Source organism: Williamsia sp. SKLECPSW1 (genome assembly GCF_054332755.1).
Map to the genome: position 1 here is coordinate 1,718,422 of NZ_JBTGLI010000001.1, position 17,772 is coordinate 1,736,193.

The following is a 17,772-nucleotide window of genomic DNA, read 5'->3' on the forward strand; positions in this document are numbered from 1 at the left end:
GGCGGCGGGGCGAGGTGCCTCGAGCACAGACCGGGCAGGGTCGAGTCGGGAGGATCAGCTGTGGCTGTTGTGGATGAACGCGGTCATGCGCCTCGTGACCGTGATGAGCCACCGGCGCAGGACTTCGGCCGTCAACCCCCGCAGGATCTGCTGGCCGAGCAGTCGGTGCTCGGCGGGATGATGCTCTCCAAGGACGCCATCGCCGACGTGCTGGAGGTGTTGCGTCCCGGTGACTTCTACCGCCCGGCGCACCAAGCCGTCTACGACGCGATCCTGGAGCTCTACGGCAAGGGGGAGCCCGCCGACGCCGTGACCGTCTCCGCCGAGCTCGAGCGGGCGGGAGAACTCCGTCGCGTGGGTGGCGCGCCCTATCTGCACACCCTCATCTCCACGGTGCCCACCGCGGCCAACGCCGGCTACTACGCCCAGATCGTCGCGGAGAAGGCGATCCTGCGGCGTCTCGTCGAGGCCGGGACCCGCATCGTGCAGTTCGGCTACGGCGGTGACGACGGCCAGGACGTCGCCGAGGTGGTCGACCGCGCGCAGGCCGAGGTCTACGAGGTCACCGAACGTCGCACCGCCGAGGACTACGTGCCGCTGGAGGAACTGCTCCAGCCGACCATGGACGAGATCGACTCGATCGCGTCCCGCGGTGGTCTGTCGTTGGGCGTGCCAACCGGTTTCGCCGATCTCGACGCGGTCACCAACGGTCTGCACCCGGGCCAGATGATCATCGTCGCCGCGCGCCCCGGTGTCGGGAAGGCGCTCGCGCTGGACACGCCGCTGCCCACCCCGTCCGGGTGGACGACGATGGGCGAGGTCAAGGTGGGCGACCACCTGATCGACGCACAGGGACGGCCGACGCGTGTGGTCGCCGCGACCGAGGTCATGACCGACCGCCCCTGCTACGAGGTCGAGTTCTCCGACGGCTCGGTCCTCGTCGCCGACGAGCAGCACCAGTGGCTCACCGAGACCGAGACCGGCTCGTCGGTGCAGACGACCGGTCAGCTGCGCGGCCAGGAAGGCGTGGTCGGTGTGCGCAACGCCGAGCCGCTGAACCTCCCGCGTCGTCGGTTCTGCTACGGCCCCTACACCGTTGCGGCGTTGGCGGGCATGGCGTTCGACGATCCCGAGATCGCGATGCGGATCGATGCCGAGGGCCCCGTCGACGTGATGGCGTTGATGTCCGACCTCGGTGGGCGCATCCCCTACGAGTACCTGCGCGGTTCGATCGCCCAGCGACGGGCGCTGCTGGCGGGTCTGCTGGACGCGCGCGGAATCGTCGACGACGACGGTTGGATCACGGTCCCGGCTGCGACGCAGCACATGACCTCGGTCGTGGCGGACCTCGCGGCGGGATTGGGTTTCTCCTACCGTCGTGCGGCGACCGGCTGGGTACGCATCGACGCCGACGACGACGTGTTCACGGTGCACCGCAAGGCGATTCGCCACAAGGAGCTGCGTCGCCCCGCCGGGTCGCGCCGGATCGTCGACGTCCGGCCGATCGACGGAGTTCCGGTGCGGTGCGTCGAGGTCGACAACCCCGACCACCTGTACCTGGCCGGCGAGTCGATGATCCCCACCCACAACTCCACGCTGGCGATGGACTTCCTGCGCAGCTGCTCCATCGCGAACCAGCTGACCTCGGCGATGTTCTCGCTCGAGATGGGCAAGACGGAGATCGTCATGCGTCTGCTCTCGGCCGAGGCGAACATCAAACTGGCGGACATGCGGTCGGGTCGCATGAGCGACGACGACTGGACCCGCCTCGCCCGCCGCATGGGTGAGATCTCCGAGGCGCCGCTGTTCATCGACGACTCTCCGAACCTGACGATGATGGAGATCCGCGCCAAGGCGCGCCGGCTCAAGCAGCGTCACGACCTGCGTCTCGTCGTCATCGACTACATGCAGCTGATGACGTCGGGCAAGAAGGTCGAGTCACGTCAGCAGGAGGTCTCGGAGTTCTCCCGAAACCTCAAGCTGCTGGCCAAGGAGCTCGAGGTGCCGGTGGTCGCGATCAGCCAGCTGAACCGTGGTCCGGAGCAACGCACCGACAAGAAGCCCCAGGTGTCCGACCTGCGTGAGTCCGGCTCGCTGGAGCAGGACGCCGACATGGTCATCCTGCTGCACCGCCCGGACTCCATCGAGCGCGACGACCCCCGCGCCGGCGAGGCCGACATCATCCTGGGCAAGCACCGCAACGGCCCGACCGCGACCATCACCGTCGCCCACCAGCTCCACATGTCCCGCTTCCGGAACATGGCGCGCGGCTAGCGGTCGAGTTCCGACAGTTCCCGACGAGGGATCGATCTGCCGGACATAACCTTTCCGGCGATCGTGCCCAGGCGGATCATCCCGCGATAGGTCGACGGGTTCACCAGTGTGGGCCAGGTCGTGCGCCGTCGGTTCTCGTCGACAGGTCTGCCCTCCATGCGCTCCCGGAGCCAGCGGAGTGCGGTCGGGGCGGACATCGGATGCAGCAGCATGTGGTCGCTGAACCTGTCGCGGTGGTAGGTGACGTCGGTCCCGGCGGCGGCGTATGTGCGTGCGAGCGTGTCGATGTCGTCGACCGCGACGATGCGGTCGTTGCAGGCCTGCACCAGCAGGACCGGGACCGTCGGCGGCGACTGGCCGAGCCGGATGGAGTCGAAGACACGCCGCACCTCGGGGAGCGCGAGGATCTCGTCGAGCGGGGTGTCCAGGAACGCGTCCATGTCGGTGAACATGAACCGCGCGACGGCCTCCACCGTCGTCATCGACTGCAGTCGCGCCAGTCTCACGCGGCCGGCCTCGGTCGCGTGGTCGTCGATGATGCGATCCAGCTCGGGGTAGACGTGGCGCAGCGCGCTGACCACCAGGGCCGGCAGGCCCGACCAGAAGGTGCCGTTCAGGCGCGTGTAGGTGTGGCCGAGATCGCCGACGGGCGAACCGAGTACGGCGCCGACGACGTTCAGTTCCGGGGCGTGCGAGTCGTACATCTCGGCGGCCCAGGCCGTCGCGAGACCGCCGCCGGAGTACCCCCAGAGGCCGATCGGCGCGTCCGGACGCAGACCCAGCGGGGCGAAGGCGAGTGCAGCGCGGATGCCGTCGAGGACGCAGTAGCCCGGCTCGTAGGGGATGCCCCAGAGTCCCTGCGGCCCCTCGTGGTCCGGGATGGACACGGCCCACCCCTCGGCCAGCAGCGACGAGATCAGCAGGAGTTCGAGCTGGGGCAGTGACCCGACCGCACGAGCCCGCCGCCGGAGGGCGTACGACGGGAAGCACCGTCCGGTGACGGCGTCGATCGCGCACTGGTAGGAGACGATCGGTGTGGGTTCGCCGTCGTCACGCCGGTCGGGCACGAGGACGGTCGTCACCGCGACCATCGGCTCGCCGCGCAGATCGACCGTGCGGTAGCTCAGCTGCACAGCGCGCACACGTTGAGGGATCACACCGAGGAACGCCAGCTCCACGTCGCGTGAACGAAGGACGGTTCCCGGCGCGGCGTTCTCGAACCCGTCGACCGCCCGGTAGAAGTCGTCCTCACGGGGCAGCCGTGGCGATCGCCCGGCGACGAGTGTCTCGTGCGGCACACCGAGGGGGTGACCGGGCGTTGTCGCGGCGGCGCAGTCGTGTGAGCTGATGGGTGATCCTCTGCAACGAATCCGACACGCCGTCGTGTCGGAGCCTTTCGACGGTACCCCGGCCGACGGTTGCGGCCGGGGGCGCCGGTCTCAGGCAGCGGCGACGACGACGAGGGTCACGATGGACAGGACCATCACCGCCACGGACGGGAGGGCGGCACCGCGGGTCTGCGTGTCGGAGAAGTCGCCGAAGCGCGCGTGGAAGACGACCGCGCCGATGAAGACGATGACCAGGCCGATCGCCGCCGCGATGCCGAGCGGCTGCCAGGCGAGACCGATGAGCAGACCGATCGCGCCGGCGACCTCGGCCGCACCGATGAAGCGGACGAGATTCGCGCTCAGGCCGCGGGCCGTGAGCTGTTCGGTGGCCGGGCCCTTGAGCGCGGCCTTCGGTGCGCCCGCGCCGGCGCTGATCAGCGCCACCACGATGCTGAGGATGATCGCGACGATTGTCATGTGTGCCTCCCGGAAGATTGTTGCGTGAGCAAGGAGCCCAGGATGGCAGCCAAGTCCTTGCTGACGCAAGTAAGCTGCTCGTCGTCACGATCCGTCGAAGGGAGCTGTCGATGGGAGAGGCGGCCCGTGAGGACGGCCCCCGTCCACTCGACGCCGCAGAGGCGCGGGTGTGGCGAGCGTTGGCGCGCGGCCTGATCGTCGTTCCGCGGGCGCTCGAGGCCGATCTGCTCGCCCACTCGGGGATGACCTCTGGCGAATACCAGGTGCTGGTCATCCTCTCCGAGGCGCCGGAACGGCGGTGTCGGATGAGCGAGCTCGCCACCGCCGTCGGCCTCTCGGCGAGCCGGATGACGCGTCTGATCGACGGGCTCCGGCGGCGCGGATACGTCGACAAGGCGCGCGACGGGTGCGACCGTCGCGGTGCCGTCGCGGTACTCCGTCCAGAGGGGCTCGCCGCACTGGAGGCCGCGTACCCCGGTCACCTCGCCGCGGTGCGCGATCTGGTCATCTCGCGTCTCGGTGACCTCGATCTGGATGCTCTCGCAACGGCATTCGAGACGATGGCGGAGGCCGGCACCCGACGTGGGGCCTAGCCGGCCTGACCACCACGTTGCACTGCTGAGACAGAAATGTATATTCGTCTCAACAGTGATCCAGTGACCGTGTGGAGATGGCGATGAGCATCGGATTCGACGAGGGCATCCGTCAGGCCGAACCGATGCCTGTCGACGACGCCGGGACAGCGGACGAGGTGAACCCGCTGGGGCCGACCTCGCTCATCTGGAAGTTCTACGGTGACCGGCGCGCGGTGCTGAGCTTCCAGCGGGTCGCAGGGACAGAGAACTGCATCGAGCAGCTCGCGAAGGGCGTCGAGGACCATTCGGTGATCTTCAGCGACTTCGCGGGTCGCGCCCGGCGGACCGTTCCGCCGATCATGAAGACCATCTACAGCGAGACCCCGGCCGTGTGGGGTCGGAAGGTCCGTGACTTCCACAGGTCCATCAAGGGCACCGTCGACAGCGACGGCTCGCGGTACCACGCCCTGAATCCCGAGTTGTTCTACTGGGCGCACGCCACTTTCGTCGACCAGGTCCTCTACACCACCGACACGTTCATCCGTCGGCTGTCGGAGGCGGAGAAGGAGCAGATCTTCTCCGAGAGCAAGGCCTGGTACGCGCTGTACGGGGTGAGTGACCGGACGCAGCCGCAGACCTACGACGAGTTCCGCGCCTACTGGGATTCCATGCTCGACCGCTTCGTCCCCACGAAGACCATCACGTACGCAACGGGTTACCTCCGCAAGGGCGTCCCGCGTCCGAAGCAGGTGCCCGCGCCGGTGTGGCGGGTCATCGGACCGGCTGTCGACGCCGCGATGCACGTCGTGGTGGTCGGGACGCTTCCCCCACAGATGCGCGACGTGTGTCGCCTCGAGTGGACCGCGCGCGACGAGCGGCGGTTCCAGCGGTTCGCCGCGACGATGCGTGCCCTGAACCCGGTGATCACCCGCCTGCCGATGTCCACGCTGTACGTCCCGTGGGCCGTGGACGCGTGGGCGCGCGCGGGTGTCGATCCCCGCCGCATCGGCAACCGCCCCGCGTAAGGTTGCCGCGACCGAGAAGTCGTGAGCGGAGGGACGTGACGATGGCCGCGCGCCGCCCAGCACTCCGTACGTCGGCGTCGCCTGCCGAGCAGGAAGCCGAGATCGTCTCCGCCGCCGAGGCCGAGTTCACCGCAGTCGGTGTGCGTCGCGCGAGTCTCGACGAGATCGCGCGTGTCGCCCGCGTCAGCCGCAGCACCCTCTACCGTCGGTTCCCGGGTAAGGAAGACCTGCTGGTCGCCGTCGTGCGTCGAATGTCGTTGCAGCTCAGCCACGATCTCGGCGAGGCCACACGCGGACTCGGTCCGCGCGAGGCAGTCGTCGAGTCGTTCGTGCTCGCCACCCGCGAGGTCCGCGGCAGCACCCTTGCGAAACGCCTCCTCGTCGACGAGCCGGAGATGCTCGACCTCGTCGTGGGTACCGCCGATGCGGGAGAGGGTGATTCGCTCATCGACACCGTCAGCGCGCTCATCGCGGGGACACTGCGACGCGCCGGCGCAACGATGCCCGACGACGAACTCCGCATCGCAGCGGATCTGATCTTCCGCGTGCTGGTGTCGGTGTCCCGCCGCTCGTCAGCAGCTGTCGACATCGACGACGAGACTGCCATCCGCGTCATGGTTACGACCTTCCTCGCCCCGATGGTGCACTGACCCGGACGGTCGGAACACGCTCTGCCGGGCACGCGTTGACCGGGAGAACCCTGTACGCCAACCGGAGGGACCACCATGCGTGCCATCGGATTCACCACTTTCGGCGAGCCGGACGTCCTCACCGCTGTCGACGTCCCCGAACCCGAGCGGGGCGAGGGCGAGGTCCGGATCCGCGTCCACGCAGCGGCGGTCAACCCATCCGACCTGGTGACGCGGTCAGGCGTCGGCCGTGACCGATACGCCGACGTCGCACCTCCCTACGTCCCGGGATGGGACGCGGCGGGGATCGTCGAGGACGCGGACCCTGACACCGGGTTCGCTCCTGGGGACGAGGTGATCGCGATCACGCTGCCTGTCCTCGACGGCGGTGGTGCGTACCAGGACTCGATAGTCGTCCCCGCCGCCTCGGTGGCTCGCGCGCCGTCCGACACCGACCTGTACGCGGCCTCGACCATCGCGATGAACGGGCTGACCGCCCTCGTCGCGCTCACCCTCGCCGATCTGGGCAGTGGGGACACGCTCGCGGTGACGGGCGCGGCCGGCGCGCTCGGCGGGTACATCGTGCAGATCGCCTCCCACCGCGGGGTGCGGGTTCTGGCGGATGCGTCGGAGGCGGACGAGGCGACGGTCCGTGCCTTCGGCGCGGCCGAGGTCGTCCGGCGGGGAGACGATGTCGCCGACAGGTTCCGCGAGCTGGCCCCGGGCGGCGTCACGGCACTGGTCGACGGCGCCGTGATGGGCGATGCGGTGATGCCGGCGGTGGCCGACGGCGGCCGGTACCTCGCAGTGCGATGGGGCGAGATCGGTGGAGTCACCACCGACACGGACCGCATCATCCGGCGTGACATCCGCGTGGCCGATCACGTCCGAGATTCCGGTGACCTCCGTGAGTTGGTGTCCTTGGTGGAGGGCGGTGTCCTGACCCCGCGCGTGGCCGACGTGTTGCCGGCGACTGACGCTGCGCAGGCACATCGCCGCATGGAGGCGGGTGGAGTCCGCGGCCGGCTCGTTCTCGACTTCGCCTGACCCGGAGCGCGCCGCGGGTTGTCCACAGGCTCGCCGGGACCCCTCGTTTCTGTCGGTGGTCGAATGTATGTTCGATGTCATGAGCGAGACGGTCACCGCGTTCGACACCTCGGGTGTCGTGGCGTCGCTGGCCGCCGACGAACGACTCTCCGCCGAGGAACTGGTCGAGGTGTTGGCGCATTGCCGGTCGATCACCGCCTCCGCGGACTACCGGTTGCTGTCTGCGGCGTCGCTGATCCACGACGCCCGCTGTGAGGACTACCTGGTCGAGGTCGCCGCCCACGACTCCGGGCAGAAGGCCTCGCTCGACGAGTTGATGGCCGATCACGTGGACCGCATGGTCGGGCGGGATCCCCGCGCGGAGTTCGGGCCCGACGGGATGGAGCGTGCCGTCGCCGAGGTCGGCGCCGTACTCACCATCCCGGCGTCGAAAGCACGGGAGGTCATCACCGCTGGTGACGTCGCCCGCTACCGGTTGGTGTTCACCGGCCACGCCCTGGCCGTGGGACGCATCGATCTGGCCGGGTTCCTGCTCATCTGCGCCCGCACCAGACTGGTGGTCGACCCGGAGTTGGTGAAGATCCTCGACACCCACATCGCGCAAGCCCTGTTCGACCGGCCACCGGTGTCACGGGCACGCCTGGTCGCGATGGTCGATCACCTCGTCGCCACCATCGACCCCGACGCACTCGTGCGTCGTAAGGAACGGGCCGCCGCCGATCGGGATGTCACCATCCGCCCGGATCGGTTCCAGCCCGGTGCGTCGCGGGTCTCGGCGTCACTACCCATGATCGACGCCACCACCATCGACACCCGCCTATCCGCGATGGCCGATGCCCTGCACTCCGGTGATCCCCGCACCCGGGCCCAACGCCGCGCCGACGCGTTGGTCGCGCTGGCCGCCGGCCTCGATCACCTCGTCTGCGGCTGCGGCTGCGAGAACTGCACACAGACCACCGATGCCGATACCGATACCGATGTCGATGTCGATGTCGATGTCGATATCGATGCCCAGGTGGATCCCGCACCGGTGGAACTCGACGCGCCGGAACCTGCGGTCGATCCCGCACCCCCGACCGACGCGCCCGAACCCGTCGATCCCGCGGCCGCGCAGCCGATCGCCCCACCGGTGGGCCCAGCGCGGCCGTATTTCCACATCGTGGTCAACCTGACGACCCTGCTCGGCCTGGATGATCAGCCCGGCTACCTCGACGGCCGCGGCATCATCGACGCCGACACCATGCGCGCCCTACTCGCCAACGCCGAACGCGACGTCCTCCACCGCGACGACCCCACCCGCACCGCCGCAGCCGCAGCCGCAGCCGCAGCAACCTACGTGCCGTCGAAGAAGCTCGCCGCGCTGATCCGGGCGTCGGAGATCTGCTGCACCTTCCCCGGCTGCTCCGCACCCGCCTGGAACATCGACCTCGACCACACCACCCCGTTTGACCACCAGAACCCTGAGAGCGGTGGGCAGACCAGCCGCGACAACCTCAAACCCTTGTGCCGATTCCACCACCGCACCAAAACCTTCAACCGCGCGTGGCGGGATTACCAAGGGCCCCTCGGTGAGGCGTTCTTCCAGTCCCCCACCGGACACATGTTCCTGGGCAACGCCTACACCGCCCTCGACATCTTCCCCGCCCTAGGACCACCACCAACACCCGAGAACCACCCCGCCCGAACCACACTCACCACCACACGCCACCGCGACCGAGCCGCACACCTCCGCGCCATCGAACGCTACGACGAGGCGAACCCGCCCCCGTTCTGATGGAGCGCCGCCCAGACGCGGGCGGGGTTCATCGGCAGTTCCCGCACACGGACGCCGGTGGCGTCGCAGATGGCATTCGCGATCGCGGGAGCGACCGGGTTGTACGGGGATTCGCTCATCGACTTCGCGCCGGACGGCCCGAGACGGTCGTACGTGTCGGCGAACAAGACCTCCGTGTACGGCGAATCCGACAGGCGCGGGATGTGATAACTCCGCAGGACATCGGTCTGCACCACGCCGTCGGCGAGGATCATCTCCTCGTACAGCGCCGAGCCGATCGCCTGAGTGGCACCACCCTCCACCTGACCGCGGCACTGCTGCTCGTTCAGCACCGTCCCCGCGTCGGCGGCCTGGATCGACTGCAGGATCCGCACCCGCCCCGTCGGGAGATGAACCGCGACACGGACGGCATGGACGTTGAACACCACCGACCGAGGGGTGCCCTCGTGCCGACCACGAACCACGATCGGCGCTGACTCGCCCGCGTCGACCCGTCGACGGAGTTCCTGACAGGCCCGCTGCACGGCAGCCCCCGCGACGACGGTGCCGGCGGACCCGAACGCCCCGGTGTCGTGGTCGACGACATCGGTGTCGGCCTGCCGCACGACGATGTCGGCCGGATCGACGCCGAGCGCGTCCGCGGCCAGCTGGTGGTGCACCGTCGTGGTCCCGTTGCCGAACTCGGCGGTACCGACCGACACCACGTACCGGCCGTCGGCCCGCAGCTCGGCGGTCACGTCGGCGACATGTCCGTCGGGGGGGATCGTGGCGATCATCGACGGCGACATCCCCTCGCCGACCACCCAGTCCGCCAGGTCGCGATACCCGTGCCCGCCGCGGTCCGGATCCTCGGCGCCCTCGCGGAGCGTGGACTCGGCGAGATCCAGACACTGGTCGAGTCCGTAACTGCCGAACTCCAGATCGTGATCCTCGACCTGCCAGGTGACGAACGGCTCGGCGGGAGTGATCACGTTCCGCCGGCGGAAGTCGAACGGGTCCATGCCGATCCGCCGCGCGAGGTCGTCCATCGCGCTCTCGACCGCGAAGATCACCTGACCGAGCCCATAGCCGCGGAACGCCCCCGACGGCAGGTTGTTGGTGTAGACGCAGTGCGCGTCGACCCGCTTGTTCGGGCTGCGATACAGCGACACCGACTCCGAACACCCGTGGAACATGACACCGGGACTGTGGTTCCCGTAGGCGCCCGCGTCGGACAGGACGTCGATCGCCAACGCGGTCAGGGTCCCGTCCGGCTCGGCACCCGCGGTCACCCGGACGCGCATCGGGTGGCGACACGGTGCGATCGTGAACTGATCTGTCCGTGACATCTCGTACGCGGCCGGTCGTCCCGTCCGCAGGACGGCGAGCAGCACGACGTCCTCGGTCAGCAGCTCCTGCTTGGCCCCGAACGCACCGCCGATCCGCGGGGCGACCATCCGGATGCTGTCGCGCTCCATCCCGAACACGTACGCGAGCTCGTCGCGGACGAGGAACGGGACCTGCGAACTCGACCGCAGGACGTACCGGCCGTCGTCGATCCATCCAATGGTGCCGTGCGTCTCGAGGTGTACGTGTTGCACACGGGCGGTGTGCCATTCCCCTTCGACGACTGCGCCTCCCGCGGCACGCGCCGCTGCGACACCGCCGGCGACGTCGCCGACCTCACCGTGGATCTCGGCGATCACGTTGCGGGCCGGATCGGCGATACGCGCTGTCTCGGGGTCCTTGTCACCGTGGACAGCGGGGGCGCCGGGCGCCATCGCCTCCTCGGCGTCGACGACCGCCGGCAGCACCTCGTAGACGACCTCGATCAGTTCGACGGCGCGACGCGCCTGCCGCGGTGTGTCCGCGACGACCGCGGCGACGCGCTGACCGACGTACCGCAGCCGGGTGTCGAACACCCGGATGTCGTCGGGGTCGTCGGTACGCGAGTGGTGTCGCGCGGTGGAGAACGCGACACCGGGATCGTCGTCGTGGGTGAGGACGGCCCGCACGCCCGGTGCGGCCTCCGCGCGCGACGTGTCGATGTCGACGATCCGTGCCGACGGGTGAGGGCTGCCGAGCACCGCGATGTGCCCGAGGTCGTCGACGGCGACGTCCATCGTGTACTGCTCTGCACCCGTGACGATTCGGGGACCGGCCGGTGCGCGAACCGAGGCCGCCTCGTCCGGTGGTGTGGTCCCGGTCGCGGCACCGATCGCGGCACCGATCGCGTCGGCGATCGCCCGATAGCCGGTGCAGCGACACAGATTCCCCTTGAGGCACCGGTCGAGGTCGGCGGCCTGGGCGCTGTCGAAGGTCGATGCGGTGACCACCATCCCCGCGGTGCAGAAGCCGCACTGGAAGCCCGCCCGCTCGACGAACGACCGCTGTACAGGGTGCAGGTCCTCACCGTCGGCCAGACCGGCCGCGGTGACGATGTCCGCGTCGACGGCACGGAAGGCCGGGATGATGCACGAGTGCACCGCCTGCCCGTCCATCACGACGCTGCACGCACCGCAGTCGCCGGAGTCACACCCCTTCTTCACCGCGACATGTCCGGCGTCCCGCAGGTAGGTCCGCAGGCACTGGCCCGGCGCAGGCTGACCGGGGACGTCACGCCCGTCGACCCTCATCGCGTACCTCCCACCAGCTCCTCGGCCACCTCGCGCACCAGGTGCGGGACGACGGCTCGTCGCCACTCGGTGGTCCCGTGCGCGTCGGTGAACCAGGCGTCGTCGGGAACAGCTGCAGCGCAGGTGGAGACGATCTCGTCGACATCAGTGGACGCCACCACTGCCACGATCGGTCGCACCGTCGCCCCGGACACCGAGACCACGACACCGTCGCCGGTGCGACGCCCCAGCACGACGGCACCGGCGCGTCCGTACTCGGCATAGGAGATGCGTCGCATCGCCACCGGGGCCGCCAACGCACTCGCGGGGAGATGGACGGACCGGACGACGTCCCCGGGACGCAGCACGGTGCGGGCGTTGCCGACGACGATCTCGTCGACGCGGTGGGTCGAGTCCGTCCCGTCGGGGTGCCAGACGAGGAGCGTGGCGTCGAGGACGGAACACAGCGACGTCATCGACCCCGCGGGCAACGCGAGACAGATGTTCCCGCCGACCGTCGCCGTGTGCCAGATCTTGTACGAGGCCAGCAGCGAGTCGGCGCACCAGGCGAACAGCGAGACCGCCTGCCACGCAGCGGGATACTCACCGTGGATGAGGCGCTCGATCGTGCAGGTCGCCGCGATCTCCAGCCCGTCCTGCCGCACCGTGAGATCCGGCCAGTGCAGCGAGGTGAGATCGACGAGGCGTCGGATGTCCGGGCTGGGGTCGGCCATCACCGCGGTCCCGCCCGCGAGAAGCGTGTCGCCGGGCCGCGGGGCAGGGAGATCGCCGCGGGTGACCGGTCGGACGACGTCGTCCACGAAATGCAGATCCACCTCCGCTCAGCCCGCCCGGTCGAGCAGTCGGCGGTGGGCGGCGGCGACGTCGCGGGCGAGGACGTCCGGATCGGACCCGACGGCGCGACCGTCGACGACGACGGTCTCACCCCCGACCCACGACCGCCGGATCGGTGGGTTCGACCCGAGGACCAACGCGGCGACGGGATCGTCGACGCCCGCGTGCGCGGGACCGGTGAGATCCCACAGCACCAGGTCGGCCAGCATGCCCGGGACGATCGCCCCCAGCTCGTCGTCCCGGCCGAGCACCCGCGCACCACCGACGGTCCCCAGCCGCAACGCCTCTCGGGTGGACAGCGCCTGCGGCCCGCCGACGGCGCGGGCCAGCATCAGTGACATCGTCACCTCGGGCAACAGTCGGGCGGACTCGTTGGACGCCGCGCCGTCGACGCCCAGCCCGACCACCGCACCTGCGTCGAGCAGGTCGCGCGTGCGAGCGATGCCCGCGCCCAGGCGTCCGTTCGACGTGGGGCAGTGCGCGACCGCCGTGCCGGTCCGGCCGAGCTCGGCGACCGACTCGTCGTCGAAGTGGATGCCGTGCGCGAACCAGACGTCGGAGCCGGTCCACCCGAGGTCCCGCATGTACTGCAGCGGCGTGCACCCGAAGTGCTCGGCGCAGTAGTCGGTCTCGTCGCGCGTCTCGGCGAGATGGGTGTGCAGCCGCACCCCACGATCGCGTGCGAGCGCGGCGGACTCCCGCAGGAGATCGGCGGTGACCGAGAACGGGGAGCACGGGGCGAGCGCGATCTGTACCAGCGCGCCGGGTGACGGGTCGTGCCACTTGTCGATCGCCGCGCCGCTGTCGGCGAGGATCGCGTCGAGGGTCTCGACGACGGAATCGGGTGGGAGTCCACCGTCCTTCTCGCTGAGGTCCATCGACCCGCGCGTCGGGTGGAAGCGGACGCCCAGGGTCGTGGCGGCGTCGATCTCCGCGCCGAGGAGATCGCCGGCTCCGGTGGGGAAGACGTAATGGTGGTCGGTCGTGGTGGTGCATCCGGACTCCAGCAGCGCGGTGATGGCGCCGCGTGCACCGGCGTGCAGTCCGTCGACGTCGATGCCTGCCCACACCGGGTACAGGGTGGTGAGCCACTGGAACAGCGTGTGGTCGGCGGCAAGGCCGCGGGTGATCCACTGGTAGAGGTGGTGGTGGGTGTTGACCAGGCCGGGCGTCAGCAGACATCCCCGACCGTCGATCCGTTCGGCGTCGGCCGGGATCGCGGCGTCGTCGACGTCCACGCCCGTGATGCGGTCACCCTCGACGACCACCGTGGCCGACGCGAACTCGCGGCCGTCGGGGTCCATCGTCACGACCGCGGCGTCGGAGATGACCACCGTCCGTGGTGCGCTCATCCGAGCCACGATCGCTGCGGCATCCATGCCGAGCCTGCGTCGGGGGCGTCGTCGCGGGTGACGCACGCCTGGATGAGCCCGTACGGCCGGTCGTCGGCGTGGAACACCTCGTTGGGGTTGTCGAGACCGAACGGAGACAGGTCGTAGACGAAGTGGTGCTTGTTCGGTGCGGACAGCCGGATCTCCACGATCTCCGGATGCGCTTCCAGCACTGCGCTTCCCATCGCGTACAGCGTCTGCTGCAGGGCCTTCGACTGCACCGTCGCGAACTGCGCCGTCATGATCGCCTTGACGTCGTCGTAGACGGTGTCCCAGTCCACGTCGACAGTGGAGAAGCGCCACTTCGCAACCAGCGAGGTCGCCATCACGCGGTCCGTGGTCGGCTCGAGGACCGTGTAGCGGTCGGTGGGGAAGCCGTGGAACTCCGACCCGGTGGACTTGAGGATCACCAGATCGGTGAAGCCGCCGATGACCCACGTGCGACGGGTGCCGTCCGAGTCGTCGACCGTGATGTCGGCGGTCCGCGTCTCCTGTCCGCGCCGCACCCAGGTGTGGTCGTGTTCGGCGCCGTCGACGAGGACCCGCTGCCAGGCGTACTCCTCGATCTCGATCCGCGCGCTGCTCACCGGGTCGACCGTGTCGACGAAATGTGTTGCCAGATCGAGCCCGTACTGCTCGATCGAGGAGATCCCCTTCTCCTTGGCGAACGCATAGCAGGTCTGCTTCTGCGTGTCCGTGGGCAGGACCGCGCCCTGGTCGCCGACCGTGTAGGCCTCGGTGAACGCGCCGCGCAACGCCGTGCCGACGTTCAGGTCACGGATCTCGTGACGCGGGGTGTCACGGTAGATCCGCACCACACGGTTCTCGGCCTTGCCGTACTGGTTCCCGCCCAAAACGATTCCCACGGGACCTCCTCTCAACTGCCGCGATAGGTGGAGAATGCGAACGGACTCAGCAGGATCGGGACGTGCTGATGGCCGTCGGGATCGGTGATGCGGAACGTCACGACGATCTCGGGGTAGAAGGTCTCGATCTCCCGCGTGGCGAACCAGGTGCCGGTGTCGAACCGGATCCGGAACACACCGGGGGCGAGACCGTCGGCGACGGAAGCGACTCGCCCGTCGTCGTCGGTGACGTCCTCGCTCACCGTGGAGCCGTCCGCGGCGGTCAGCGTGACCGCCACACCCACGGCGGGTCGTCCCGTCACGGCATCGAGGACGTGGGTGCTCACCGATGCCATCAGCCCACCCCCTCCGCCAGTTCCGACGCGGGACAGAGCATGCGGGACAACCGTGCCCGGTTGATCTTCGCCAACTCCAGACGCATCACCCGACGTTCGGTGACGGCGTCGTTGTGCAACCGCTGCTGCAGGATGCGCAGGAGCTCCTGGGCGGGCCGACCGTCCGCGTGCACGAGGTAGACGTGCCCGAACTTCTCCTCGTAGGCCGCGTTCGCCGCGCGCAGTTCCGCCAGCACGCTCTCGTCGGCTCCGCGGACACCCCGCTGCTCCCGCGTCGACATCGCATTCGTCGGCCGCTCCCCGATACGGGGGTGCCCGTCGAGCGCTTCTTCGAGGTCCGTGTCGGTCAACTCGGCGAGGATCAGATCGGCCTGGTCGTAGAGGGCGTCGGCGTCGGTGAAGGGTCGCGCGGCCGCGACCCGGACCGCCCAGATCCGCGACGAGCAGCACGCGTAGAGGGCGTGCACCGCCTGGTTCTCGGTGAGTCCGTTGAAACTGTCGATGCCTCGCCAGTCGGGACGGCGCATGCGCTACCGACCGGTCCCGCCGATGTCGGCCAGATGTCGCAGCCGGGCCGTGGCGATGGGGTTGGCGTCGGCGACGAGGTCGTCGAAGCGGTAGTTGGCGATCTTCGCGATCTCGATCAGCGCGAACGACCGTTCGCTGGTCGGTGAGTTCTCCATGCGCGACCACCCGTTCCTCAGCACCCGCTCGTACCGTTCGGTCTCCCGCGCGCAGATGACGAGCGGGAACCCGAAGTGCTCATGGTAGGCCTTCGCCAGGTCGGTCACCGTGCCGAGTTCCTCCTCGTCGAGCAGCACCAGGCCGGTGTGGTCGACGGCGACGGGGTTGCCCTCGTCGTCCTGCGCGCCGAGATCCGGGAACGATCGGATCAACGCGAGCTGCTCCTCGTCGTTGCCGGTCAGCATCGCCTCGGAGAACGCCGCCCGCAGGTCGTGTGTGGTCTCGAACGGCCGCTGCTCGAAGGCGCGGTCGACGACCCAGTCGGTGCCCTGGACGAGCCCGCCGAACGTCGCGCGGAACGTCTCCCGCGACATGCCGTTGACCTCGGCCAGTCGGATGGCTCCGCGGCCCGCGACCGCGGGACCCCGGCTCCCCGTGTGGAAGAACAGCAGGTTCAACAGGATCGCGGTGATGGCACCCATCGTGATGCCGGTGCTGAAGGGGATCTGCAGCAGACCCGGCACCGCCTCGTCCACTCCGGGCAGGGCGGGCACGTCGACGTTCGCGCCGCCGACCAGCACCGACTCCGGGGCCACCGACTGCGAGAACTGCACGTACAGACCCATCGCCAGCGAGGTGCCCGCGATGATCAGGTTGCGGTGGTCGGTGAAGTCGACGGCACCGAGCGTCTGGATGCCGACGATCGCAACCGTCGCGAACATGATGAGCGCCGCACCGCCGAGGACCGGCGAGGGGATGGTCTCGACGAGCTTCGCCGTCTTGGGCAGCAGTCCGAGGACGATCATGATGACACCGGCCGCGGCGACCACGAACCGGCTCTTCACCCCGGTCAACCGGACCAGACCGACGTTCTCGGAGAACGCGGTGTACGGGAACGAGTTGAAGATGCCGCCGATGACGGTGGCGAGGCCGTCGGCGCGGACCGTCGCCGCGATGTGCGCCGGGGTGATGCGCTTGCCGACGATCTCGCCGGTCGCGAACACCGATCCCGTCGACTCGACGGCGACGACCAGCAGGACCACGACCATCGAGACGATCGCGATGACGTCGAAGCGGGGCCACCCGAACGCGAACGGGTCGGTGAACCCGACCCACGACGCCTCGCCGACCTTCTGGAACCCGGTGTCGCCCACCGTCCATGCCACGAAGGTCCCGATGACGAGCCCCAACAGGATGGAGATGGTGGCCCAGAAGCCGCGGAAGAACCGCTGCATCAGGACGATCAGCACGATCGTGCCGATCGCGTACAGCAGCCAGCGGCCGTTGCCGGCGTCGGGGAGCTTCGACGCCGGGTCGCGTGTCGCGTCGCCCGCACCCACCGGCAGCAGACAGATCCCGATGATCGTGATGAGCGTCCCGGTCACCACGGGTGGGAAGAACCGGACGAGACGCGCGAAGAACGGTGCGATGAGGAATGTGATGACGCCGGCCGAGATCACCGCGCCGTAGACGGTGAGCAGCCCGACGCGGCCGCCGCCGTGGTCGTTGGCGATCTTGATGACCGGGGCGAGGGTGGCGAAGGTGATGCCCTGCAGCAGGGGCAGGCGGACGCCGATCTTCCAGATGCCCACCGATTGCAGCAACGACGCTATCCCGCAGGTGAAGAGGTCCGCGGTGATGAGCATCGTGAGTGCTTCGGAGTCCAGCTTGATCGCGCTGGCGATGAGCAGCGGCACCAGGACCGCGCCGGCGTAGAAGGCGATGACGTGCTGCAGCCCGAGGGTCGCGAGTTTCCCGATGGGCGGGACCTCGTCCACCGGATGCTTGCGGGTGACCTTGATGTGCGCCGCCGCGTCGTCGGTCTGCGCAGTCGGTCGCGCCATGATGCAGCCCCCTTCCGTCGCGAGCCGGTACGGAAACGATCGCCCGCGCGGCCCGGATCCGCGACCGGGGGAGC

At 69.3% G+C, this 17,772-nt stretch carries 15 protein-coding genes; 6 read left to right on the plus strand and 9 right to left on the minus strand.

What is annotated here, in order from left to right:
- Nucleotides 1-60 precede the first annotated feature (60 nt).
- Entirely contained in the window at nucleotides 61-2,274 is a 2,214-nt protein-coding gene (gene dnaB, locus ACXVUM_RS07815; protein WP_458521256.1) for a replicative DNA helicase, read from the plus strand.
- Here dnaB and ACXVUM_RS07820 read toward each other — a convergent pair.
- Both ACXVUM_RS07820 and ACXVUM_RS07825 read right to left on the minus strand, forming a co-directional pair.
- The gene (locus tag ACXVUM_RS07820; RefSeq protein ID WP_458521257.1) at nucleotides 2,271-3,572 is read right to left on the minus strand and encodes a lipase family protein; all 1,302 of its coding nucleotides are present in this window, start codon (nucleotides 3,570-3,572) and stop codon (nucleotides 2,271-2,273) included. The genes dnaB and ACXVUM_RS07820 overlap by 4 nt on opposite strands.
- A gap of 141 nt (nucleotides 3,573-3,713) precedes the next feature.
- Nucleotides 3,714-4,079 carry a DoxX family protein gene (locus tag ACXVUM_RS07825; RefSeq protein WP_458521258.1) on the minus strand — a complete coding sequence of 122 codons (366 nt, stop codon included), beginning with the start codon at nucleotides 4,077-4,079 and terminating at the stop codon, nucleotides 3,714-3,716.
- Between the two features lie 110 nt (nucleotides 4,080-4,189).
- On the opposite strand from ACXVUM_RS07825, the gene ACXVUM_RS07830 reads away from it, so the two are divergent.
- From ACXVUM_RS07830 to ACXVUM_RS07850, 5 genes are all read left to right on the plus strand, one after another.
- The gene (locus ACXVUM_RS07830; protein WP_458521259.1) at nucleotides 4,190-4,672 is read left to right on the plus strand and encodes a MarR family winged helix-turn-helix transcriptional regulator; all 483 of its coding nucleotides are present in this window, start codon (nucleotides 4,190-4,192) and stop codon (nucleotides 4,670-4,672) included.
- A gap of 77 nt (nucleotides 4,673-4,749) precedes the next feature.
- Complete coding sequence (locus tag ACXVUM_RS07835; protein WP_458521260.1) at nucleotides 4,750-5,679, plus strand: oxygenase MpaB family protein; 930 nt, start codon at nucleotides 4,750-4,752, stop codon at nucleotides 5,677-5,679.
- Between the two features lie 41 nt (nucleotides 5,680-5,720).
- On the plus strand, nucleotides 5,721-6,329 hold the full coding sequence (locus ACXVUM_RS07840) for a TetR/AcrR family transcriptional regulator (protein WP_458521261.1): 609 nt from the start codon (nucleotides 5,721-5,723) through the stop codon (nucleotides 6,327-6,329).
- Between the two features lie 75 nt (nucleotides 6,330-6,404).
- Nucleotides 6,405-7,355 (plus strand): NADP-dependent oxidoreductase, encoded by a 951-nt coding sequence (locus ACXVUM_RS07845; RefSeq protein ID WP_458521262.1) that lies wholly within the window; start codon nucleotides 6,405-6,407, stop codon nucleotides 7,353-7,355.
- Between the two features lie 79 nt (nucleotides 7,356-7,434).
- Entirely contained in the window at nucleotides 7,435-9,129 is a 1,695-nt protein-coding gene (locus tag ACXVUM_RS07850) for a DUF222 domain-containing protein (protein ID WP_458521263.1), read from the plus strand.
- Here the strand turns inward: ACXVUM_RS07850 and ACXVUM_RS07855 are convergent.
- From ACXVUM_RS07855 to ACXVUM_RS07885, 7 genes are read right to left on the minus strand one after another with little or no spacing between them, the layout of a single operon-like run.
- A complete protein-coding gene (locus ACXVUM_RS07855; RefSeq protein WP_458521264.1) occupies nucleotides 9,099-11,744 on the minus strand; it encodes a molybdopterin-dependent oxidoreductase in 2,646 nt (881 codons plus the stop codon). The two genes, ACXVUM_RS07850 and ACXVUM_RS07855, sit on opposite strands and share 31 nt — an antisense overlap.
- Nucleotides 11,741-12,559, minus strand: coding sequence for an FAD binding domain-containing protein (locus tag ACXVUM_RS07860; protein ID WP_458521265.1), 819 nt, complete (start codon nucleotides 12,557-12,559; stop codon nucleotides 11,741-11,743). The genes ACXVUM_RS07855 and ACXVUM_RS07860 overlap by 4 nt, the downstream gene beginning before the upstream one ends.
- A 6-nt stretch (nucleotides 12,560-12,565) precedes the next feature.
- Nucleotides 12,566-13,930, minus strand: coding sequence for an 8-oxoguanine deaminase (locus tag ACXVUM_RS07865; protein WP_458521266.1), 1,365 nt, complete (start codon nucleotides 13,928-13,930; stop codon nucleotides 12,566-12,568).
- Complete coding sequence (gene pucL, locus ACXVUM_RS07870; protein WP_458521267.1) at nucleotides 13,927-14,835, minus strand: factor-independent urate hydroxylase; 909 nt, start codon at nucleotides 14,833-14,835, stop codon at nucleotides 13,927-13,929. Before pucL ends, ACXVUM_RS07865 begins: the two co-directional genes overlap by 4 nt.
- A gap of 11 nt (nucleotides 14,836-14,846) precedes the next feature.
- Complete coding sequence (gene uraH, locus ACXVUM_RS07875) at nucleotides 14,847-15,170, minus strand: hydroxyisourate hydrolase (protein ID WP_458521268.1); 324 nt, start codon at nucleotides 15,168-15,170, stop codon at nucleotides 14,847-14,849.
- Nucleotides 15,170-15,697 (minus strand): 2-oxo-4-hydroxy-4-carboxy-5-ureidoimidazoline decarboxylase, encoded by a 528-nt coding sequence (gene uraD / locus ACXVUM_RS07880; RefSeq protein WP_458521269.1) that lies wholly within the window; start codon nucleotides 15,695-15,697, stop codon nucleotides 15,170-15,172. The genes uraH and uraD overlap by 1 nt, the downstream gene beginning before the upstream one ends.
- Before the next feature lie 3 nt (nucleotides 15,698-15,700).
- Nucleotides 15,701-17,698 (minus strand): solute carrier family 23 protein, encoded by a 1,998-nt coding sequence (locus ACXVUM_RS07885; protein ID WP_458521270.1) that lies wholly within the window; start codon nucleotides 17,696-17,698, stop codon nucleotides 15,701-15,703.
- Nucleotides 17,699-17,772 lie beyond the last annotated feature (74 nt).